21 protein-coding genes are annotated in these 21,240 nt (G+C 60.0%); 7 read left to right on the top strand and 14 right to left on the bottom strand.

The annotated features are described in order from the left end of the window. Positions 1-4 precede the first annotated feature (4 nt). The 10 genes from recO to rpoE form a co-directional block, all read right to left on the bottom strand. Positions 5-694 (bottom strand): DNA repair protein RecO, encoded by a 690-nt coding sequence (gene recO, locus DBP26_RS20455; RefSeq protein WP_108239401.1) that lies wholly within the window; start codon positions 692-694, stop codon positions 5-7. Between the two features lie 152 nt (positions 695-846). Continuing rightward, positions 847-1,749: a GTPase Era gene (gene era / locus DBP26_RS20450; protein WP_108239340.1), complete on the bottom strand. Its 903-nt coding sequence runs from the start codon at positions 1,747-1,749 to the stop codon at positions 847-849. Then, entirely contained in the window at positions 1,742-2,431 is a 690-nt protein-coding gene (gene rnc / locus DBP26_RS20445) for a ribonuclease III (RefSeq protein WP_108239339.1), read from the bottom strand. Before rnc ends, era begins: the two co-directional genes overlap by 8 nt. After that, a complete protein-coding gene (locus DBP26_RS20440; RefSeq protein WP_108239338.1) occupies positions 2,428-2,805 on the bottom strand; it encodes a DUF4845 domain-containing protein in 378 nt (125 codons plus the stop codon). The genes rnc and DBP26_RS20440 overlap by 4 nt, the downstream gene beginning before the upstream one ends. Positions 2,806-2,910: 105 nt before the next feature. Further along, entirely contained in the window at positions 2,911-3,765 is an 855-nt protein-coding gene (gene lepB / locus DBP26_RS20435) for a signal peptidase I (protein ID WP_108239337.1), read from the bottom strand. Positions 3,766-3,774: 9 nt separating this feature from the next. Then, positions 3,775-5,571, bottom strand: coding sequence for a translation elongation factor 4 (gene lepA / locus DBP26_RS20430; RefSeq protein ID WP_108239336.1), 1,797 nt, complete (start codon positions 5,569-5,571; stop codon positions 3,775-3,777). Between the two features lie 166 nt (positions 5,572-5,737). Continuing rightward, on the bottom strand, positions 5,738-7,162 hold the full coding sequence (locus DBP26_RS20425; protein ID WP_177411099.1) for a DegQ family serine endoprotease: 1,425 nt from the start codon (positions 7,160-7,162) through the stop codon (positions 5,738-5,740). 320 nt (positions 7,163-7,482) lie between these two features. Continuing rightward, the gene (locus DBP26_RS20420; RefSeq protein ID WP_108239334.1) at positions 7,483-8,448 is read right to left on the bottom strand and encodes a MucB/RseB C-terminal domain-containing protein; all 966 of its coding nucleotides are present in this window, start codon (positions 8,446-8,448) and stop codon (positions 7,483-7,485) included. 8 nt (positions 8,449-8,456) lie between these two features. Continuing rightward, entirely contained in the window at positions 8,457-9,041 is a 585-nt protein-coding gene (locus DBP26_RS20415) for an RseA family anti-sigma factor (protein WP_108239333.1), read from the bottom strand. Between the two features lie 32 nt (positions 9,042-9,073). Continuing rightward, positions 9,074-9,655: an RNA polymerase sigma factor RpoE gene (rpoE, locus tag DBP26_RS20410; RefSeq protein WP_037014368.1), complete on the bottom strand. Its 582-nt coding sequence runs from the start codon at positions 9,653-9,655 to the stop codon at positions 9,074-9,076. Positions 9,656-10,153: 498 nt separating this feature from the next. Here rpoE and nadB point away from each other — a divergent pair, with 498 nt between their 5' ends. Beyond that, positions 10,154-11,770: an L-aspartate oxidase gene (gene nadB / locus DBP26_RS20405; RefSeq protein WP_108239332.1), complete on the top strand. Its 1,617-nt coding sequence runs from the start codon at positions 10,154-10,156 to the stop codon at positions 11,768-11,770. On the opposite strand, the gene DBP26_RS20400 is transcribed toward nadB, so the two are convergent. After that, positions 11,739-12,200, bottom strand: coding sequence for a protein YgfX (locus DBP26_RS20400; RefSeq protein ID WP_108239331.1), 462 nt, complete (start codon positions 12,198-12,200; stop codon positions 11,739-11,741). The two genes, nadB and DBP26_RS20400, sit on opposite strands and share 32 nt — an antisense overlap. After that, positions 12,184-12,438, bottom strand: coding sequence for a succinate dehydrogenase assembly factor 2 (locus DBP26_RS20395; RefSeq protein ID WP_108239330.1), 255 nt, complete (start codon positions 12,436-12,438; stop codon positions 12,184-12,186). Before DBP26_RS20395 ends, DBP26_RS20400 begins: the two co-directional genes overlap by 17 nt. Before the next feature lie 168 nt (positions 12,439-12,606). Between DBP26_RS20395 and DBP26_RS20390 the strand changes: the two genes are divergently transcribed. Then, on the top strand, positions 12,607-13,548 hold the full coding sequence (locus DBP26_RS20390; protein ID WP_108239329.1) for a folate-binding protein YgfZ: 942 nt from the start codon (positions 12,607-12,609) through the stop codon (positions 13,546-13,548). 69 nt (positions 13,549-13,617) lie between these two features. Next, positions 13,618-14,439 carry an HDOD domain-containing protein gene (locus tag DBP26_RS20385; RefSeq protein ID WP_108239328.1) on the top strand — a complete coding sequence of 274 codons (822 nt, stop codon included), beginning with the start codon at positions 13,618-13,620 and terminating at the stop codon, positions 14,437-14,439. Between the two features lie 68 nt (positions 14,440-14,507). Here DBP26_RS20385 and DBP26_RS20380 read toward each other — a convergent pair whose 3' ends face one another. Together DBP26_RS20380 and DBP26_RS20375 are read right to left on the bottom strand one after the other, a co-directional pair. Then, positions 14,508-15,923: a sensor histidine kinase gene (locus tag DBP26_RS20380; protein WP_108239327.1), complete on the bottom strand. Its 1,416-nt coding sequence runs from the start codon at positions 15,921-15,923 to the stop codon at positions 14,508-14,510. Next, positions 15,916-16,587 (bottom strand): response regulator, encoded by a 672-nt coding sequence (locus DBP26_RS20375; protein ID WP_108239326.1) that lies wholly within the window; start codon positions 16,585-16,587, stop codon positions 15,916-15,918. The genes DBP26_RS20380 and DBP26_RS20375 overlap by 8 nt, the downstream gene beginning before the upstream one ends. Positions 16,588-17,050: 463 nt before the next feature. Between DBP26_RS20375 and DBP26_RS20370 the strand changes: the two genes are divergently transcribed. The 4 genes from DBP26_RS20370 to DBP26_RS20355 all read left to right on the top strand — a co-directional run bounded on the left by DBP26_RS20370 (position 17,051) and on the right by DBP26_RS20355 (position 21,117). Next, positions 17,051-18,037: a tripartite tricarboxylate transporter substrate binding protein gene (locus DBP26_RS20370; RefSeq protein ID WP_177411098.1), complete on the top strand. Its 987-nt coding sequence runs from the start codon at positions 17,051-17,053 to the stop codon at positions 18,035-18,037. Positions 18,038-18,115: 78 nt separating this feature from the next. Next, entirely contained in the window at positions 18,116-18,574 is a 459-nt protein-coding gene (locus DBP26_RS20365; RefSeq protein WP_108239324.1) for a tripartite tricarboxylate transporter TctB family protein, read from the top strand. A gap of 1 nt (position 18,575) precedes the next feature. After that, positions 18,576-20,090, top strand: coding sequence for a tripartite tricarboxylate transporter permease (locus DBP26_RS20360; RefSeq protein WP_108239323.1), 1,515 nt, complete (start codon positions 18,576-18,578; stop codon positions 20,088-20,090). Beyond that, positions 20,083-21,117: an AbrB family transcriptional regulator gene (locus DBP26_RS20355; protein ID WP_108239322.1), complete on the top strand. Its 1,035-nt coding sequence runs from the start codon at positions 20,083-20,085 to the stop codon at positions 21,115-21,117. Before DBP26_RS20360 ends, DBP26_RS20355 begins: the two co-directional genes overlap by 8 nt. Positions 21,118-21,240: the final 123 nt, after the last annotated feature.

Here is a 21,240-nt window from a genome sequence, read left to right as displayed (position 1 = left end):
ATGGTCAAGGCTTGCGGAACAACTCTCGGCTCACCAACGGACGCCCCCCCAGATGCACCGCCAGCGCTTGGCGCATCAGCCGTTTGGCCGCCGCCAGCGCCCCCGGGGCACTCCAGTCGGCTTGGGACATGGCGAGCAGTTCTGCACCTTGGAAAAGACCGGGCTGAAAGAGATGCACCCGCTCCAGCCCGGCATCCACTTGCAAACGATACATCCCGTCCGCCGCCAGAGGGTCGCCGTTGACGTCCATATCCAAGGCGAAACCGTAACCCAAGTCGTTCAGCAGACGCCACTCGAACGATCGTAGCAGCGGCTCCAACGGACGACCTGCCGCCAGTGCGGCCAGCGTTGCGGTGTAATGATCGAAGATGCCGGGAATCGCGTCCTCGGCAGGCAGCAGCCGAATCAGCAATTCATTGAGGTACAGGCCGCTGAACAGCACCTCCCCCTCCAGCCACGCGGCGATGCCTCCACTCTCCATCCGACCCACGTTCTTCAACTCACCTCGACCGCGAAACTCCACCTCCAACGGGACGAAGGGACGCGCGAGCGAACCTGCCTTGCCCTTGGCACTGCGCAAGACCGCACGCAACCGGCCTTCAGGTGTGATGAAGTCCACCAGCGCACTGTTTTCGCGATAGGGCCTACTGTGCAACACATAGGCAGGCTGGCTGACCGGGGGAGACTGAGGCATGGGCTTCTCGATGAGCGGCAACTGGGCGTCGAACGGAAACGGCGGTGGGACCAGCCCCATGGGAAAGGGCGATGTCACGGCCCGCCGCAACTCAGTGTCACGCGGCGTTCGCGGCCGCGCTCGCTCCCGTTTCTGGACAGGTCGCCGTGGCGTCAGAGATCGCCGTAACCCAATGAGCGCAAGGCACGTTCATCGTCGGACCAGCCACCTTTGACCTTGACCCAGAGGTTGAGCATGACTTTGGAGTCGAACAGCACCTCCATGTCACGCCGGGCGTCGGAGCCGATGCGCTTGATGCGCTCGCCCTTGTCGCCAATGATGATTTTTTTCTGGCCATCCCGCTCGACGAGAATCAACGCGTGGATGTGCAGCGTCTTGCCTTGCTGCTTGAATTCTTCGATCTCGACCGTGATCTGGTAAGGCAACTCCGCCCCCAACTGGCGCATGATCTTTTCGCGCACCAGTTCGGCAGCGAGGAAACGGCTGCTGCGGTCAGTGATCTGGTCTTCCGGAAAAAAGTGATCGTTCTCCGGGAGCTCGTCCGCGATGACCTTTTCCAGAGCCTCCAGGTTATGGCCTTGCTGCGCCGAAATCGGAATGATCTGCGCGTTGGGCAACTGTTCCTGCAGCCAGGACAAATGCGGCATCAATTCGGCCTTGTCCTCGATGCGATCGGTCTTGTTCAACGCGACGATCAGCGGGCCAGTCACGTATTGCACACGCTCCAGCACCATCTGGTCTTCATCGGTCCATTTGGTGCGGTCCACGACGAAGATCACCACGTCGACGTCTTTCAACGCCGCCGAGGCCGTCTTGTTCATGTAGCGGTTGAGCGCCTTGTCACTGCCCTTGTGCATCCCGGGGGTGTCGACGTAGATCGCCTGCACCCCGTTTTCGGTCTTGATGCCCAACATGTTGTGGCGTGTGGTCTGCGGCTTGCGCGAGGTGATCGCAAGTTTCTGACCGAGGATGTGGTTCAACAGCGTCGACTTGCCCACGTTTGGCCGGCCGACGATGGCGACATAGCCACAGCGTGTTGCAGATGAATCAGTCATTGCCATTCTCCACACCGAGGGCGATAAGGGCTGACGCGGCGGCTACCTGTTCGGCAATGCGGCGGCTGACGCCCTGTCCTCGGCTTTTCTCGTTCAATAAAGTCACTTCGCATTCCACGAAAAAGGTTCGGCAATGCGGCTCGCCTTGAATGTCCACCACTTCGTATCGTGGCAGCTCGCAGGCGCGGGACTGCAGAAACTCCTGCAGCCGGGTTTTCGGGTCCTTGTTGGTGTCCACCAGCGTCAGACTGTCGAACTCGCTGGCCAGCCAGGACAACACGCGATCGCGCGCGGTTTGCATGTCAGAATCCAGATAGATCGCGCCGATGAGCGCTTCCAGTGCATCGGCGAGAATGGACTCGCGACGGAACCCGCCACTTTTCAACTCCCCCGATCCCAGGCGCAGGTATTCGCCCAGATCAAAGCCGCGGGCGAGCAAGGCAAGGGTTTCGCCTTTCACCAGCCGCGCACGCAGCCGTGACAACTGCCCCTCACGCGCCTGAGGAAAACGTTCGAACAACGCTTCACCCGCGACGAAGTTGAGAATGGCGTCACCAAGAAACTCCAGACGCTCGTTGTTGCGTCCGGCAAAACTGCGGTGGGTCAGGGCCAGAACCATCAACTCCTGGTTCTGAAAGGTGTAACCGAGCTGACGCTCCAGACGACTCAATGAAACGCTCACGGTTTACCTACGCTGAATTCGTGGTCGAACTTGACCACCAGATCGATGTTCTGGATCAGCGGCTCGCGCTGTTCATATTTCAAATGAGCGAGGAACCGGTTGTTCTCCGTCGTCACGCTTAACGCCTTCTTCAAATCCACATCCCGAATGTTGTTGACCTGCATGCCTTTGGCCACATAGTCGTAGAGATCGTCACTCGAACTGACATCCGCCGTTCGGTCAGTCCCTGCCGCCTCGATGATTTTCTTCAGCGACAGGTAGTCGAGGTAATGCGGCACCAACTTGGCGGCGGTCGTGGCTGCGAAGGCCAGCACGGCCAGCAGTAACAGCCATCCGATGAACGACAAGCCCTTTTGCGAACCGACAGATGTCATGTGTGCCCTCAAGATCAGTCTTTCCCTGTTGCGTGCCCTGTCCGCTTTGCAGCATAGCCTGCAGAAATGACATACGGCGCTGTATAAGACAGCGCCGCATCGGTGTTACTTGATCAGACCGACTCGCGAGAAGTTCGGGAAGTGACTGAGCTTGGGCTCCGGCCAGCTCATCCACACCGCGAAAGCCTTGCCGACGATGTTTCGGTCGGGAACCATGCCCAGCTCGTCCTTGGGAATGCTGGGATCATCCCAGTAGCGACTGTCGTTTGAGTTGTCGCGGTTGTCACCCAACATGAAGTAGTGCCCGGCTGGCACCGTCCATTCATGATCGGGCGGCGCGCGGTAGCGGCTCATTTCCTGGCGGATCAGGTGCTGAACCTCGCCCAGCTTTTCGTTGTACAACTCGGCGCTGCCCAGCGTTCCCGGCTCCGAGCCGATCAGTTGCTTGGCAACCAACTGTCCGTTGACGAACAACTGCTTGTCATTGGTGTAACGGATGACATCACCAGGCAGCCCGACCACACGCTTGATGTAGTTGACGTTCGGGTCGCTCGGATAGCGGAAGACCATCACGTCGCCTCGCTGGGGATCGCTGACCGGAATCACTTTCAGGTCGATCACCGGCAAGCGGATGCCATAGGAGAACTTGTTGACCAGAATGAAATCACCCACCTCCAGCGTCGGTTTCATCGAACCGGACGGGATCTGGAAAGGCTCCACCAAGAAGGACCGCAGCACCAGCACGATGAACAACACCGGAAAGAACGATTTGCCGTATTCGACCAGCAAAGGCTCCTTGTTGAGTTGTTCAACGACCGCGATATCCGGCTGACTCACGCTGCCCTGATAATTCGCGACCGCGGTGCGCCGGCGCGGCGCCAGGACGATCAGGTCGAACAACGCCAGCACGCCGCACACGAATACGGCGATAACCAACAACAGCGGAAAATTGAGTGACATAGGGCCTGTTTATTCCAACCTGAGCACAGCGAGGAAGGCGTCTTGTGGAATCTCCACGTTACCGACCTGCTTCATGCGTTTCTTACCGGCCTTCTGCTTCTCGAGCAGTTTTTTCTTACGGCTTACGTCACCGCCGTAACATTTGGCCAGTACGTTCTTTCTGAGCGCCTTGACAGTGGTACGCGCGATAATCTGGCCACCAATGGCAGCCTGGATTGCCACGTCGAACATCTGACGAGGAATCAGTTCTTTCATCTTCTCGGTCAACGCTCGACCTTTATAGGCAGCGTTATCACGGTGCACGATCAGCGCCAGGGCGTCGACCTTGTCACCGTTGATCAATACGTCCAGCTTCACCAAGTTCGCTGACTGGTAACGATCGAAATGATAGTCCAGCGAGGCGTAGCCTCGGCTGGTGGACTTCAGTCGATCGAAGAAGTCCAGCACCACTTCGTTCATCGGCAGATCGTAGCTAACCTGCACCTGGCCACCCAGGAACTGCATGTCTCGCTGGACGCCACGCTTCTCGATGCACAGGGTAATGACGTTACCCAAGTGTTCTTGAGGCACAAGAATGTTCGCCCGCACGATCGGCTCGCGCATGTCTTCGACGGCGGAGATATCCGGCAGCTTGGACGGGTTGTCGACATAGATGGTTTCACCGGTCTTGAGCAACAGCTCGAAGATTACCGTCGGCGCGGTGGTGATCAGGTCCAGATCATACTCACGCTCCAGACGCTCCTGAATGATCTCCATGTGCAACATGCCCAGGAAACCGCATCGGAAACCAAAGCCCAGTGCGTCTGAGCTTTCCGGCAGGTACTGGAGGGAGGAATCGTTCAAGGTGAGCTTCTGCAGCGCGTCACGGAAATCTTCGAAATCATCGGAGCTGACCGGAAACAGGCCTGCATAGACCTGAGGCTGGATCTTTTTGAAACCAGGCAGCACCTCGACCTCAGGGGTCGAAGACAGGGTCAGGGTGTCCCCCACTGGCGCGCCGTGAATGTCCTTGATGCTGGCGATGATGAAGCCCACTTCGCCCGCCTTCAGGTCGGCGGTGGCAGTGTGCTTGGGGGTGAAGACGCCCACGCTGTCGACCAGGTGAACCTTGCCGGTGGACTTGACCAGAATCTTGTCACCCTTCTTGACGCGTCCGTGGCGCACACGCACCAAAGACACAACGCCCAGGTAATTGTCGAACCAGGAGTCAATGATCAATGCCTGCAAAGGGGCTTCGATATCGCCGGTCGGGGCCGGAATGGTATGAACCAGGCGCTCCAGAACCTCGTCGACGCCCATTCCGCTTTTCGCGCTGCATGCCACGGCATCGGTCGCGTCGATGCCGATGATTTTCTCGATTTCTTCCTTGACGCGCTCGGGCTCGGCCTGGGGCAGGTCCATCTTGTTCAGGACCGGCATGACCTCCAGACCCTGTTCGATGGCGGTATAGCAGTTGGCGACGGATTGCGCTTCCACGCCCTGACCAGCGTCCACCACCAGCAGCGCACCTTCGCAGGCAGCCAGCGAACGGCTGACTTCATAGGTGAAGTCTACGTGGCCGGGAGTGTCGATGAAATTGAGCTGATAGGTGTTTCCGTCCTTCGCCTTGTAGTGAAGGGTGACGCTGTGAGCCTTGATCGTGATCCCGCGTTCGCGTTCCAGGTCCATGGAATCAAGCACTTGGGCTTCCATTTCGCGCTCGCTCAGACCACCGCACATCTGGATGAAACGGTCAGCCAGCGTCGACTTGCCATGGTCAATGTGGGCGATGATGGAGAAATTGCGGATATGACTCAAATCACTCACGGATCAACACTCGAAAAAGGGTGCAGGCAGGCTGCCCGCCAAAAATAGCCGGGAATTGTACCTGAAGGAACAGCGGGGCGTCACGCTCACGCGCGAGGCCTGGCAACCGATGGTCCGACCGGCACAAAAAAGGAGCGGACTGGCCGCTCCTCTCCCGTCTGGCGGCTTATTCCGCGAGTTTGAAGGTGATGAATGTGGCACGACCCTGACGCAGGACGCGCATCGAGACCGAACGATTTTTCGGCAGGCCTTTGGCCACTTCGGTGAACTGTTTGGCCGAGGTAATGGCCTGATTGTTCAAATGGGTGATCACATCGCCGGTCTGCAAGCCGATCAGCGACGCCGGGCCATCTTGCACATCCTTGATGACCACACCGCCCTTGAGGTCCAGCGACTTCATTTGCTCTGCGCTGAGGTCGGTCACAGAAACGCCCAGACGGTTGCTGCTGCGCTCGACACCCGAGTCGGTAGCGCCCATTTCTTCGCCCTCCGCGGGCAACGCACCCACGGTCACGGTCAGCTTCTGGCGCTTGCCGTCACGGATCACTTCAAGCTCGGCCTTGCTGCCGTCCTTGAGGTTGCCGATCAAGTGAGGAAGATCGGCAGACATGACGATAGGCGTGCCGTTGGCGCTGAGAATCACGTCACCGACCTGCAGGCCGCCCTTGGCTGCCGGACCGTCTTCCAGAACCTGTGCGACCAGCGCGCCCGCCGGCTTGTCGAGCCCGAACGACTCGGCCAGATCCTTGTTCACTTCTTGGATGACGACGCCCAGCCAGCCACGATTGACCTTGCCATTGGCCTTGAGTTGATTGGCGACGTCCATGGCCACATCGATCGGGATAGCGAACGACAGACCCATGAAGCCACCGGAGCGGGTGAATATCTGCGAGTTGATACCCACCACTTCACCTGCCATGTTGAACAGCGGCCCGCCCGAGTTGCCCGGGTTGATCGCCACGTCGGTCTGAATGAACGGCACGTAAGTATCGTTCGGCAGGCTGCGGCCTTTGGCGCTGACGATGCCTTTGGTGACCGAGTGGTCAAAGCCGAACGGCGAGCCGATCGCCAGCACCCACTCGCCCACTTTCAACTTGTCGGAATTGCCAAGCTTGACGGTTGGAAGGTCCTTGCCGTCGATCTTGAGCACCGCGACGTCGGTGCGCGGATCAGTGCCGATGAGCTTGGCTTTCATTTCGCTGCGATCAGACAGGCGTACGAGGATCTCGTCAGCCCCATCGATCACATGGTTGTTGGTCAGGATGAAGCCATCCGCAGAAATGATGAAACCCGAGCCCAGAGACTGCGCTTCACGCTGGCGATCGCCCTTGCCCGGGGAGCGCGAACCTGGCGGCATGCTGCGTTCGAGGAATTCGCGCAGCATCGGCGGCAACCCTTCGAGGTCGGGCATCTGACCCTGTGCGACAGAACGATCCGGCAATTTCTGGCGAGTACTGATGTTTACGACGGCGGGAGACGCCTGTTCCACAAGCGTCGTGAAGTCCGGCAGGGCTTCGGCCTGCGCAGTGAGGACCTGACCGAGCATGAGCACGGCAGCCATCCAGGACAAATAGGTTTTCAAACGTGGTATCGACATACGGCTCCCGTTCACAACGAGCATGTTTAAGCGGTACGAACCGACAGGTTCGAGGAGCATCCAGCAAACGCAACACTGCGCTTGCTGGCACCGCCCTTGGCCAGTTTTACGCTCATCCAGCTTTCTGAATGCTGAAAACAATAAAGGCCAGAGGTGCGAGGCTCTGACCTATAGAAAAAAAAGGATGCGTTTGCAACCTGCAAACCTCACGAAACATTTCAACTTTCTGCGCGAGGCCCGCATTCTCTGGCTTGAAAAGCCGAAGCGCCCAATATGAAACCTTTTTCATAGTGAGCGCTCCCTTCGCAACCCGATTATCTCTTCGCCGCAGGCGCGGCTCCATCGTTGCGCATCGACAGCGCGACGCGCTCTGCAGTACCGATCGGGATTTCGCCCACGACCGTCACCATCGCATCCCCTTTGGGCGTCGAAAGACGACGGGACACCGCCACCGTAGGGCCCAACTGAGTGCGAATATCCGTTGCATCCGATCCGCTGACCGGTTCGATGAACACAGAGAAACGGGCAAGACCATCGTCGTACATCAGATTGGTCACCAACGCTTTGGAATCAGGATCCCGGCGCGCTGCCGCGCTACTCAACTGGAAGCCAGGGGGCAACCAATCGGAACGCCATGCAACCTGTTGCTTCTGCGGCTCAGACTTGCCCTTGGCGACAGAAACGGGCTTGCAATCAGCGCTAGGCTCGAGCATTTGATCGGTGGGAGCATCATCCGTCTGAAGATCGGTGAACTGAAAGCGCTCCAGCAACTGCCCTTTATCACTGAGCAAAAGCGACTTGAGGGGCAGACCGGTGTCTTTGTCCAGATGCAGTTCCATTCCGTAGCGATGCTGATCCTTTGGAATCAACGTAACCACGGTTGCCGAACGCCCTGCCACACGGGAGGTGCCGGCGACCTTGATGTCATACCAAGCCGATAACTTGCTCGCATCGAAAGCATGGGCAGGTGAATCGGGGAGATTGGAGACGCCCGCTTCCAAGGTGCCGCTGACGCATTGGGTCACCCCATCAACACGCAGGACTTCCAGGGCGGAACCGTCGAGTTGAAGAAGATGTTCACGAACCTTGCCGTCGGCGACGCGATGCCAGATTCGATGAGTGGAGAAGCTTCCATTGCGTTCGTAGACGAAGGTGCCTTGGAAGCTCTGCTTCTGCTCAGCCAGCGCAAGACGTTTGAGATGGTCTTGCGCATCATCGGCATGAGCTGGAAGGACCAGCCATCCACCAAGCAGAAGCGGCACTAGAGGGATGGCGCGCATGATCCTCCTTAACGGTTTTCCAGACTGGCAGCGCGTGCGTAGGGCAGCGCGCTTTCAGTGCCTTTCATCGCAGCTTGCTGAGCATGTTGACGCAGGTAACCTGGCAGACGCTGGTCCCCGGCCTGGTTTTGCAGCACGCCGCTGGCCATTGGGCCAGGCGCCGGCTCGCTCTCGGTGTAACCGGCCAGTACTGCCGGCCCTTTCACCTGAGGCATGGCGATGTTGGCAGGCTGCGCCGACTGCTGTGCCAACTGAGCACCTGCGATCTCGTCTTGGTTGTACAAGCGAACGCCGGCGAGGACGGCAACGGTCACCGATGCAGCCACTGCCAAACGACCCAAGGTACGCCAAGGACCACGACCGGCCTTCAGCGGGCTGACCTCGTCGGCAATCGCGGCCGACACGGCAGCCGAGATGTCCAGGTGAGGCATGACCAGTTCTTTATGCATCGCTGCGCGAGCAATTTGATAACGCGACCACGTGGCCCGTGTCTCCGGATCGTCGATTGCATTGAGCACTCGACGCAATTCCAATTCGTCCGCTTCGTTATCCATCACCGCGGACAGCGATTCCTGCAGGGCTTCACGACTCATGGCGGTTCCTCTCTTTGGCTATCGCCGCTGTCTCAGGTTTCCTGCAACAAAGGCTGCAGGGCTTTATCAATGGCTTCCCGAGCGCGGAAGATGCGAGAGCGCACGGTACCAACCGGACATTGCATCACGCTCGCAATGTCTTCGTAACTCAGACCGTCAAACTCACGCAAAGTTAAAGCTGTACGTAAATCTTCTGGCAGTAGCTGAATGGTTCGATGGACAGTGCCCTCGATCTCATCCCTCAACAATGCACGTTCCGGCGACTCGATGTCCTTGAGGCCATGATCGCCGTCGTAGAACTCCGCGTCTTCAGATCTGACATCGCTGTCCGGCGGCCGCCGACCTCGCGACACCAGATAGTTTTTCGCCGTGTTGATGGCGATCCGGTACAGCCACGTATAAAACGCACTGTCGCCGCGGAAGTTCCCAAGTGCACGGTAAGCCTTGATAAAAGCCTCTTGCGCGACATCCTGGGCTTCATGGGTGTCGTGGACGAATCTCACGATCAACCCAAGAATCTTGTGCTGATATTTCACCACTAGCAGATCAAAGGCTCGCTTGTCGCCGCGCTGTACGCGTTCGACCAGTTGCTGATCCTCTTCCTGGGTTAGCATGAACACTCCTCATAGAGCTCAAAGGAGTGTTGCAGAGGCTGCTTCACAGACTTGCAACCATAGACTCGGGCTTTTCGCAAAAGTTCTCCCCCCTTCAAGCAAGTTTCCGGCGAACGTCGTCAGCCCGCACGAAAAACGCAGCTCGAACCAGGTCGGCTGCGTGAATAATCTTGTCGTCAAATGCGCATGCCCGGGCGTTTGAACGCCCCCGGCACAGCGCCGACGCTGTCCCTTTATCGGCAACCCTCTATTGAACGTGGGGCTTGAAGAAAAGTTCCCACATTTCAATTCAGAGCGTAAGACACGTATCAACGCATTCACGGGATCCAGATTGCGGCAGGCTCCGTTGTCGAAACCGTCGCCAAACGGCGTGCACGAGGTGGCGGAGTAGCGCACAATCCGCCTCCGCTGTGATTCACAATTGCCATAAAATCCCAGCCATTGTGCCGTTCTCCCTCTCTGGATACTAGTGGCCTTTAAGCAGCCGGAAAAACAATAATGAGTCGACATTTTCAGCATGACGTTCTGGTCATCGGCAGCGGCGCGGCAGGGTTGAGCCTCGCCCTCACCCTGCCCGACCATCTGCGCATCGCGGTATTGAGCAAAGGCGACCTGGCCAATGGCTCGACCTTTTGGGCACAAGGCGGTGTGGCAGCGGTCCTCGATAACGCCGATACGGTGCAGTCCCACGTTGAAGATACCCTCAACGCCGGTGGCGGCCTGTGCAATGAGGAGGCCGTTAGGTTCACCGTCGAGCACAGCCGAGCGGCCATTCAATGGCTGATCGACATGGGCGTTCCTTTTACCCGAGACGATTCGTCAGCCGTCGTGGATGGTGGATTCGAATTCCACCTGACCCGCGAAGGGGGCCACAGCCATCGCCGCATCATTCACGCGGCCGACGCCACCGGTGCTGCGATTTTCCGCACGTTACTGGCGCAGGCCAAAGGCAGGCCGAATATCGAATTGCTCGAACAGCGCGTGGCGGTGGATCTGATCACCGAACGGCGGCTGGGACTGGACGGCACAGGTTGCGTGGGCGCCTACGTGCTGGATCGAAACACCGGCGAAGTCGACACCCATAGCGCACGGTTCACCGTCCTTGCTTCGGGGGGAGCCGCGAAGGTCTACCTTTATACCAGCAACCCCGATGGTGCCTGCGGCGATGGCATCGCCATGGCATGGCGCTCCGGTTGTCGCGTGGGCAACCTGGAATTCAATCAATTCCATCCCACATGCCTCTACCACCCCCAAGCCAAGAGCTTCCTGATCACCGAAGCATTGCGCGGTGAAGGAGCCTATCTGAGGCTGCCCAATGGCGAGCGCTTCATGCAGCGTTTTGACGAACGCGCGGAACTGGCGCCTCGCGACATCGTCGCGCGGGCCATCGACCATGAGATGAAGCGATTGGGCGTCGACTGCGTCTATCTGGACATCAGCCACAAGCCTGAAGCCTTCGTAAAGACGCATTTCCCAACGGTCTACGAACGCTGCCTGACCTTTGGCATCGACATCACGCGTCAGCCGATTCCGGTGGTGCCGGCAGCGCACTACACCTGTGGCGGTGTGGTGGTCGATCAGCACGGACGTACCGATGTGCCCAATCTGTACGCGATCGGCGAAACCAGCTTTACGGGGCTGCACGGTGCAAACCGCATGGCCAGCAATTCGTTGCTGGAGTGTTTCGTGTACGCCCGATCGGCCGCCGCCGACATCGTTGACCGCCTGCCCGCCGTGACCCGACGGCCCGCGTTACCGCTGTGGGACGCCAGCCAGGTGACCGACTCGGATGAAGACGTGATCATTGCGCATAACTGGGACGAGTTGCGGCGCTTCATGTGGGACTATGTCGGTATCGTTCGCACCAACAAGCGTTTGCAGCGAGCGCAGCACCGCGTGCGCTTGTTGCTGGATGAAATCGATGAGTTTTACAGCAACTACAAGGTGAGCCGCGATCTGATCGAGTTGCGCAACCTGGCCCAGGTGGCCGAGTTGATGATCGCATCGGCCATGGCGCGCAAGGAAAGTCGCGGGCTGCATTACACGTTGGACTACCCTGCGCAGCTGCCAGAAGCACTGGACACTATTCTGGTACCGCCCACCTTCTGCGGCTGAACTTCAGGCGCAATCGCAGGCGTCGGTGATCGTCCGGCGTCATGGCGTCCCACGGAATGCAGACGCTTCTGACCCAGCGTCGACCTAGCCACCCTTGGTCGACCAGGCGAAACCTGACCAGCACCAGACCTGGCAATGCGACGCTGTCGGGACGCAGCTGAACCGCCTGCCACCCCCCCTGCCGGCTCCACAAGTGCCAGCCGGCACCGTCGCGACGCAAGGCCATGAAGGCCTGCTCGCTAGCGACCAGCGATGGCCAGGTTCGCAGGCCGTGAAGCAGGCACAGCAGAACGCCGACCAGTCTGGCCCATGGCGGAATGTCCAGAAAACCCAGCGAGACCAATGCCAGCCCCTGGGTGGCGATATAGGCCGTCAGCAGCGCCTTGGAAGGCTGCCAATGACACTCGAAACGGTCATTTCGGCTGGACACGGTCCAGGATCATGCGAACCATGCGTTGCAGCTCGGCATCTTCCGACTCGCCACGCTGCATGAACCAGACGAACATGTCCTGATCTTCACATTCCAGCAGGCGACGATAGAGCGCGCGGTCGACATCGTTTAGCGAGGGGTAGACTTCTTTGACGAACGGTACCAGCAGAACGTCCAGTTCCAGCATGCCGCGACGGCTGTGCCAGAACAGACGGTTGAGTTCAATTTCTTCGACCATGGAAGGCTCCTCAAATGTGCCGGCGAGTATACAGGCGCATCGTGCCGCGGCGTACTCGCAGTTAGTCGCAGGTTTTTACGCCGCTCCAATATCAGCATTCGGATATACCCATTTCCCCTCACGGGGCACTATGATGGTGCCCCAGACTTCTATCCCCTGCGATGACTCATGGCCGACTCAGCTTTTTTCTGCCCACTCTCCCACGAAGGTGTGCTCGCCGTTCGCGGCGCGGACGCCAGCAAGTTTCTTCAAGGCCAACTGACCTGCAACATGGATTACCTGAGTGATGCCAAGGCTTCGCTCGGCGCCCGCTGCACCCAAAAGGGTCGCATGCAGTCCAGTTTCCGCATCCTGTTGGAGGGCGACGGGGTTGTGCTGGCCATGGCCCGGGAACTGATCGAGCCGCAGTTGCTCGACTTACGCAAATACGCGGTGTTTTCCAAATCGAAACTGACCGACGAAAGCAGCGCCTGGGCGCGCTTCGGCCTGAGCGATGCGGACGCCGCGCTGACCCGCTTCGGCCTGGCGCTGGCACCGGACACTGACGCCGTAGCGCGTGCCGACGGCCTGATCGCCATTCGCGTCTCCCCGTCCCGCGTCGAACTCTGGGCCCCTGCCGAGCGGGCTGCCGACATCCAAGGCCGCCTGGCGGCCGACGTACCGGAAGGCGCGCTGAACGACTGGCTGCTGGGGCAGATCCGTGCCGGCATCGGCCAAGTGTTCCTGCAGACCCGTGAAGAATTCATCCCCCAGATGATCAACCTTCAAGCCGTTGGCGGCGTGAGCTTCAAAAAAGGCTGTTATACCGGTCAGGAAATCGTTGCGCGCATGCAGTACCTGGGCAAGCTCAAGCGTCGTCAGTACCGCTTGTCGCTGGAAGGCACCGAAGTGCCGGAACCGGGCGTCGAGCTGTTCTCGCCGGTGCACGGCAGCTCGGTCGGCAATGTCGTGATGGCGGCCAAGGCAGGCTCGCACATCGAACTGCTGGCAGTGCTGCAGGCGGATGCGGTTGAAGACGGAAACGTCCACCTCGGTACGGCACAAGGCCCGAAACTGCGTCTGGACGAGCTGCCTTATACCCTGGACGCAAAGCTTGAAACGCAGCGTTGACCCCATCTTGTCTGCCCTGTGCCGCCCTGCGGCGCGGGATTGGCCTGAACGCACTTTCAGAGACCCTATATGAGCAGTATGGCTGACAAGGTGCAGACGGACCTGACCAAGGCGATCGAAAAGGACACTCTGTTTCTGCCAACGCTTCCAGAAGTCGCGATGAAAATCCGCCTTGCGGCGGAAGACTCGGAAATTAGCATTGCCGAGTTGAGCAAGGTCATCGGCAGCGACACCGCATTGTCTGCCCGGCTGATCAAAGTGGTGAACAGCCCCCTTCTGCGGCCCAATTTCGAAGTCAGCGACGTGCTGACCGCGGTACGTCGGCTGGGTGTCAATTACAGCTGCAACCTGGCGATCGGCCTGGTAGTGGAACAGATGTTCCACGCCAAGTCGGAGGTGGTCGAAACCAAGATGCGCGACATCTGGAAGCTGAGCCTGCAGGTGGCGGGCGTCGCCAATTTCCTGAGCGCGCACCGCCCACATCTGAAACCCGACAAAGCGACGCTTGCAGGTTTGATTCACCTGATCGGGGTGCTACCGATCCTGACCTACGCGGAAGACAACTTCGAATTGCTCGCCGACCCGATCAGCCTCAATCACGTCATCGAGCGCATCCATCCGATCATCGGCGAACGACTGTTGCACTCATGGGATTTCCCGGAAGCATTGGCCATCGTGCCAAGGCAGTTTCAAAACTTCGACCGTGTTTCAGAACAAGCCGATTATGTCGATCTGGTGCAGGTCGCCACCGTGCATGTCCATGAAGCGACGGGAAGGGCCTATTCCAATCTGGACGTCATCAGGATGCCTGCGGCCAGCCAACTCGGCTTGGACATGGCGGATGGTCGGTTGATCGGGCAGATGAACGAGGCCATGACACTGCTCTACTGAGGGCATGGCCAACCCTTCCACTTAGCCACCAACGCATCCGCCCGCCGTGACAACGCCCACCCGCAGGCCTACGTGCCCCCCGTCTCCCCGGCGGTGAAACTCACACGAACCATGAGGCCGCGCTGCGCGCCATCGTGCAGTGTGACCTGCGCCAGATGCGCTCGGCAGATTTCGCCCACGATCGCCAATCCCAAGCCTGCCCCTTGGCTTTGCTGGTTGCGCCGGTAGAAACGCTGGAACACCCGATCACGCTCGTGCAGCGGAATACCCGGCCCGTCGTCCTCCACCTCCAGCACGCAAGGCGCATGCACCCGCAGGACCACGTTACCCCCAGGCGGTGTGTGCGCGAGCGCGTTGTCGACCAGGTTGCTCAGCAGTTCGTTCAGCAATGTCGGTTCGCCTTTCAGCCACACCGGCTGGTCCGCTTCCAGCGCCAGGGCAACGCCGCGTTTGTGGGCCAGGGGCGCCATGGCCATGCCCAGTTCACGGGCCAGTTGGCTGAGGTCCAGCCGTTGTGCGCCGCCTTCGGCAATGGCGCGAGCGCCGTTTTCGATACGGGCCAGCGAAAGCAACTGGTTGGCCAAGTGCGTGAGCTTATCGGTGCCAGTAGCCGCGTTCTCCAGCGTGGCGCGCCACATGGCGGGGTCCTGATCTCGCAGCCCCAGTTCCAGCCGCGCCTTGAGCGCCGCCAACGGGGTACGGAGCTCATGGGCCGCATCAGCAATGAATTGCGCCTGGCGCTCGAACTGCAGGCGCAACCGTTCGGTAAAGTGGTTGAGCGAACTCACCAGGGGACGCAGTTCGTGCTGAACCTGAACCATGGGCAGGGAGCGCAGATCGTCGGGCTGGCGTTCTTCCACCACCGCGCTCAGGCGATCCAGCGGGCGCAGCGCGGCACTGACCGTGAACCACACCAACAACAACGCGCCGCTGCCCAACATGCCCAGGCGCAACAGCGTGTCGGCCATCAGGCTGCGCGCCATGTTCACCCGCTGCTCTTCTGTCTCGGCCACACGAACCTCGGCGATGCCGTTCATGTTCGGTTCGCTCACCGCCTTGAGCAAACTGACCACACGCACATCCTGACCTTGATAGCGCGCGCTGTAGAACTTGGCCAACGCGGGATAAGCATCGGTGCGGGGTGTCCCGGGCGGGGGCGGCGGAATGTTCTCGTAACCTGAAATCAACTTTTGGTTGATGTCGTTGACCTGGTAATAAATCCGCCCGGCACTGTCGTAGGCAAACGTATCGAGGGCGACGTAAGGCACATCGGCACTCAAGGTGCCGTCCCGCTCCGACAAACCCGCCGCGATGGTACGTGCCGAGGCCAGCAAGGTGCGGTCGTACGCGGTGTCGGCGGCTTCCCGCCCGTTCCAGTAGGCGCTCAGCCCGCTGGCGATCATCAGCATCACCAACAGCAACCCCAGGTTCCAGAGCAGACGCCAACGCAGGCTGTTCTCCGCGGAAGGAAAAGGGTTAAGCATCACGACTTTCCAACAAGTAGCCCAGACCGCGAAATGTCACGATTGCAATGGGATGGCCGTCGAGTTTCTTGCGCAGCCGGTGAACGTAGATCTCGATGGCGTCGGCACTGGCCTCCTCGTCCAGGCCAAAGACCTGGGACGCCAGTTGCTCCTTGCTCATGACCCGTCCCGGACGGGCGATCAACGCCTCCAGTACAGACTGCTCGCGGGAGGTCAGGGCCATGGTCTCTTCGCCCAGGGTGAAGCGGCGCGTGTCCAGGTCGTAGACCAGCACACCACAACGCTGCTGACGCTCCCCCCCGAGCACACTGCGACGCAGCAGCGCCTTGACCCGCGCTTCCAGCTCGGACAACTCGAACGGCTTGGCCAGGTAATCGTCGGCGCCCAGGTTCAGGCCATGGACCCGGTCCTTCACGTCACTGCGGGCGGTCAGCATCAGCACGGGGGTGTTCTTCCCCCGCGCCCGGTGTCGGGCCAGTACATCGAAACCGTCCATGCGCGGCAGGCCGACATCGAGAATCGCTACCGCATATTCCTCGCTACTCAAAGCCAGATCGGCGGCCACGCCGTCGTGCAGAACATCCACGTTCAGGCCGCTGCTCTTGAGCGCCAGCGCGACGCTTTCAGCCAGTTGCAAATGGTCTTCGACGAGCAGGACACGCATCGGTTTCTCCCGATTGAGGCTTGGGTGGGGGCGGAGTTTACAGGCGCGGCGCCGTCTGTGAAGGCCTGGAACACGTCGAAAACAGCCAGTGCCGCGCAAAAAACCGTTAATGAAAGCTTCATGAAAGGTAGCTGAAAGGTTGATGAAAGCTTCACGGCTTAGCATCTGGTTACGACTCGTTACGATTGCGCGTTCTGCCGCTTTCTTAACCCCAGGGTCGTGACGAAAAACGCCTCGATGCGTTTTCAACAATAAAAACAATATCGGAGTCCTGAGTGATGCCATCACTGCAATCTTCGGCCACCGCGCCGTCCGAATCCCGTTCTGTTTTGAGTACACTTCGCTGCCGCGTAGCGCAGTGCATCGTCACGTCCCCGTTCCTGATCCCGGCAAGCGACTCACGCTGCCGACCCTCTGCCTGATCGACCACCGAACGCCTAAACAAAAACAACTCCGTCGGAGACTGACCATGAACCTATCGTTGCGCCGTTTCAGCGTCGCTGCCAGCTGCATGCTGGTCGCCACTCAACTCTGGGCTGCGGAGCCCAACCGTCCCGAATGCATCGCCCCGGCCTCGCCAGGCGGCGGTTTCGACCTGACGTGCAAGCTGGCACAAAGCGCGCTGGTCAACGAGAAAATCCTGACTAAACCGATGCGCGTCACCTACATGCCGGGTGGCGTGGGTGCCGTGGCCTACAACGCCGTGGTCGCTCAGCGCCCTGCGGACGCCGGCACGCTTGTGGCCTGGTCCAGCGGTTCGTTGCTGAACCTGGCGCAGGGCAAGTTCGGTCGCTTCGATGAAAGCGCAGTGCGCTGGCTCGCAGCCGTCGGCACCAGTTATGGCGCGATCGCCGTGAAATCCGACTCGCCCTACAAAACCCTGGACGACCTGGTCAAGGCACTGAAAGCCGACCCAGGCAAGGTGGTGATCGGTTCCGGCGGCACCGTCGGCAGCCAAGACTGGATGCAAACGGCCCTGATCGCCAAAGCCGCGGGCATCAACCCTCGCGACCTGCGCTACGTGGCCCTCGAAGGCGGCGGCGAAATCGCGACCGCCTTGCTTGGCGGCCACATCCAAGTGGGTTCCACCGACATCTCCGACTCCATGCCGCACATCCTGAGCGGTGACATGCGCCTGTTGGCGGTGTTCTCCGAGGAGCGCCTGGACGAGCCGGAAATGAAGAACATTCCGACGGCCAAAGAACAGGGTTACGACATCGTTTGGCCAGTGGTTCGCGGCTTCTACCTGGGCCCGAAAGTCTCCGATGAAGACTACGAATGGTGGAAAGCGTCGTTCGACAAGCTGCTGGCTTCGGAAGACTTCGCCAAGTTGCGCGATCAACGCGAGTTGTTCCCGTTCGCCATGACCGGCCCGGAACTGGATACCTACGTGAAAAAGCAAGTCGCTCAATACAAGATGCTGGCCAAGGAATTCGGCCTGATTCAGTGATTGACCCCAACGACCGGCTCTCTATTGACTGACTGAAGGGTGCGCCGCCTGCGCGGTGGCGCCACCCGGGAGTTTTCCATGGTCTTGCAACGACTGTTTGCCTTCGTGCTGCTGTTGGCCTGTGTTGGCCTGGCACTCATGGCCTGGCCCTATCAGGCCCCGTTTTCCTATGAACCTGTCGGCCCGCGTGCGTTTCCGCTGCTGATGCTGGGCTTGATGGGCATCTCACTGCTGTACCTGCTGTTCCGTCCGACGCCCATCAAGCACTCCGAAGACGAGCCCCCGCTGGACCGTCCGACGCTGATCAAGATCAGCATTTGCATACTGTTGCTGCTGGTGTTCGCGGGGTTGTTCGAGCCGCTGGGCTTCGTCCTCAGCAGTATCCTGATCGGCATTCCCATGGCCCGGCTTTATGGTGGGCGCTGGTTGCCAAGCATCGTCATCACCACGCTGATGAGCATTTTGCTGTACGTGCTCTTCGACAAAGTGATGGATGTGCCTTTGCCTCTTGGCCTGCTCGACGTTCTGGAGAACTGATATGGATACGCTTGGTTATCTTGGCCAGGGCTTCGGCGTCGCGTTGACCCCGTACAACCTGGTGACCGCCCTTTCCGGCACTCTGATCGGCACCATCGTCGGCCTGCTTCCAGGCCTTGGGCCGATCAACGGCGTCGCGCTGCTGATCCCGATTGCGTTTGCACTGGGCCTGCCGCCGGAATCGGCATTGATCCTGCTGGCCGCCGTTTACCTGGGCTGCGAATACGGCGGGCGCATCAGCTCGATCCTGCTCAATATTCCGGGCGAGGCCTCCACCGTCATGACGGCGCTGGACGGTTATCCGATGGCCCGTCAAGGGCTGGCGGGGGTCGCCCTGTCGTTGTCGGCATGGAGTTCGTTCATCGGTGCACTGATCGCCACTTGCGGCATGGTGATGTTCGCCCCACTTCTGGCCAAATGGGCGATTGCGTTTGGGCCCGCCGAATATTTCGTCCTGATGGTCTTCGCGATCGTCTGCCTGGGTGGCATGGCGGGTGACCGGCCGCTGAAGACGTTCATCGCGGCGCTGATCGGCCTGTTCCTGTCGAGCATTGGGATCGATGCCAACAGCGGCGTGTATCGCTTCACCGGGGACAACATCCACCTGGCAGACGGCATCCAGTTCGTGGTGCTGGTTCTGGGCCTGTTCTCGATCAGCGAAATCCTGCTGTTGCTGGAGAAAACCCATCGCGGTCAGGAAGCGGTCAAGGCCACCGGGCGCATGTTGTTCAACTTCAAGGAAGCCAGCTCGGTCTTCGTGGTCAATATCCGCTGTGGCCTGATGGGCTTCATCATGGGTGTGCTCCCGGGTGCCGGTGCAACCTTGGCCAGCGCGGTCACCTACATGACCGAGAAGCGCATCGCCGGCGCGAGCGGTAAATTCGGACAAGGCGACATGCGCGGCCTGGCAGCACCTGAAACCGCCATTGGTGCAACGGCATGCGGCGCACTGGTTCCGATGCTGACCCTGGGTGTCCCAGGTTCGGGTACCACGGCGGTGATGATTGGCGCACTGTCGCTTTACAACATCACGCCCGGCCCATTGCTGTTCCAACAGCAGCCGGACATCGTCTGGGGCCTGATCGCTTCGCTGTTCGTCGCCAACATCATGCTGGTGATCCTGAACATTCCGATGATCCGCATCTTCACCCGTATCCTGGCCGTGCCGAATTGGGCGCTGGTGCCGGTCATCGCGATCATTACGGGGATTGGTGTCTATGCCGTCCACGCCACCACCTTCGACCTGTTCCTGATGGTGGGCATCGGCATCTTCGGCTACATCCTGCGCAAGCTGGATTTCCCACTGTCACCCATCCTGCTGGGCTTCATCCTGGGCGGGCTGATGGAGCAGAACCTGCGTCGCGCGCTGTCCATCTCCAACGGCTCGATGGACATCCTGTGGTCCAGCCCGATCACCCTGGGTGTGTGGGTGGTGACCCTGTTCATGCTGGTGCTGCCATTGCTGCGCATCTGGCGCAAGCGCTCGCTTCAGCGTCGCGCTCTGGCCGATGCCTGACCGCCCGTTCAGAACGTGGTGGGGAACGCCGCTGGTCGGCCTGCTGGGGGGATTCCTCGCCAGCCAGGTCGGCTGGCCCTTACCGTGGATGGTGGGCTCGTTACTCGCCATCATTCTGGTTCGCTGCCTGACCCCATGGCAGCTCGCTGAAATTCCGGGCGGTCGCAAATGCGGCCAGTGGGTGGTCGGGATCGGCATCGGTCTGCACTTCACCCCTACCGTGATCGAACAAGTCCTTTCCCATTTCGGCCTGATCTTTATCGGCGCGCTGGTGACCAGCGTTTCCAGCGTTGTCGGCGTATGGCTGATGTTGCGCACCGGCGAAGACCGCGCCACGGCATTTTTCTCCAGCATGCCCGGAGGTTCGGGTGAGATGGTCAATCTGGGGGCCCGCAACGGCGCTGTGCTCAGCAACGTGGCGGCCGGCCAGAGCCTCAGGGTCCTGGCGGTCGTGCTCTGCGTCCCGGCGATCTTCAAATACCTGATGGGCAATGGCAGCCCAGCCACCCACGTGACTTCCGTCGACTGGTCATGGCTGGCGGTGCTGTTCCCGCTCGGCGCGCTCGTCGCGTGGGGTTGGCAGCGCTTGAAGCAACCCAACCCCTGGTTATTCGGCCCGTTGCTGGTGAGCGCGATCGTGAGCGTCGGTTTCGACCTGCATATCGGCCTGCCCAATGGTGGTAGCCAGATCGGCCAGTGGTTGATCGGGAGCGGACTGGGCTGTCATTTCAACCGCGCATTCTTTCGTCGCGCGCCGTCCTTCCTTGCGCGCACATTAGTGGGCACCGCGCTGACGATGAGCATTGCCGCAGGGTGCGCCTGGCTACTCAGCCTGGCGACACACCTGGACCTGCGCTCGCTCACATTGGGGATGATGCCAGGCGGGATTGCCGAGATGAGCCTGACGGCAGAGGTGTTGCAGCTGTCGGTGCCATTGGTGACGGCCATGCAGGTGATGCGGTTGCTGTTCGTGCTGTTCCTGGCCGAGCCGCTGTTCCGATATTGGAATCGCAAGCCGGTCCTATGACGGAACCCTTGTAGGAGCGCGCTTGCCCGCGACAGCAGGGTGTCAGCCAACGTCCTCGTTCATGGCACACCCCAGTCGCGGGCAAGCGCGCTCCTACACATCAATTGGAATCGCAAGCCGGTT

This window comes from Pseudomonas sp. RIT409, assembly GCF_003052515.2.
GTDB lineage: Bacteria > Pseudomonadota > Gammaproteobacteria > Pseudomonadales > Pseudomonadaceae > Aquipseudomonas.
The sequence above is the reverse complement of the archived record's forward strand: the minus strand, read 5'-3'. Positions and strand labels throughout refer to the sequence as shown.

Coding starts and splice junctions, on each gene's coding strand:
- recO (WP_108239401.1), bottom strand. CDS start 694: ATGCCTCAGTCTCCCCCGGTCAGCCAGCCTGCCTATGTGTTGCACAGT.
- era (WP_108239340.1), bottom strand. CDS start 1,749: ATGACTGATTCATCTGCAACACGCTGTGGCTATGTCGCCATCGTCGGC.
- DBP26_RS20440 (WP_108239338.1), bottom strand. CDS start 2,805: ATGACATCTGTCGGTTCGCAAAAGGGCTTGTCGTTCATCGGATGGCTG.
- lepB (WP_108239337.1), bottom strand. CDS start 3,765: ATGTCACTCAATTTTCCGCTGTTGTTGGTTATCGCCGTATTCGTGTGC.
- DBP26_RS20420 (WP_108239334.1), bottom strand. CDS start 8,448: ATGCGCGCCATCCCTCTAGTGCCGCTTCTGCTTGGTGGATGGCTGGTC.
- DBP26_RS20415 (WP_108239333.1), bottom strand. CDS start 9,041: ATGAGTCGTGAAGCCCTGCAGGAATCGCTGTCCGCGGTGATGGATAAC.
- rpoE (WP_037014368.1), bottom strand. CDS start 9,655: ATGCTAACCCAGGAAGAGGATCAGCAACTGGTCGAACGCGTACAGCGC.
- nadB (WP_108239332.1), top strand. CDS start 10,154: ATGAGTCGACATTTTCAGCATGACGTTCTGGTCATCGGCAGCGGCGCG.
- DBP26_RS20395 (WP_108239330.1), bottom strand. CDS start 12,438: ATGGTCGAAGAAATTGAACTCAACCGTCTGTTCTGGCACAGCCGTCGC.
- DBP26_RS20390 (WP_108239329.1), top strand. CDS start 12,607: ATGGCCGACTCAGCTTTTTTCTGCCCACTCTCCCACGAAGGTGTGCTC.
- DBP26_RS20385 (WP_108239328.1), top strand. CDS start 13,618: ATGAGCAGTATGGCTGACAAGGTGCAGACGGACCTGACCAAGGCGATC.
- DBP26_RS20380 (WP_108239327.1), bottom strand. CDS start 15,923: ATGCTTAACCCTTTTCCTTCCGCGGAGAACAGCCTGCGTTGGCGTCTG.
- DBP26_RS20375 (WP_108239326.1), bottom strand. CDS start 16,587: ATGCGTGTCCTGCTCGTCGAAGACCATTTGCAACTGGCTGAAAGCGTC.
- DBP26_RS20365 (WP_108239324.1), top strand. CDS start 18,116: ATGGTCTTGCAACGACTGTTTGCCTTCGTGCTGCTGTTGGCCTGTGTT.
- DBP26_RS20360 (WP_108239323.1), top strand. CDS start 18,576: ATGGATACGCTTGGTTATCTTGGCCAGGGCTTCGGCGTCGCGTTGACC.
- DBP26_RS20355 (WP_108239322.1), top strand. CDS start 20,083: ATGCCTGACCGCCCGTTCAGAACGTGGTGGGGAACGCCGCTGGTCGGC.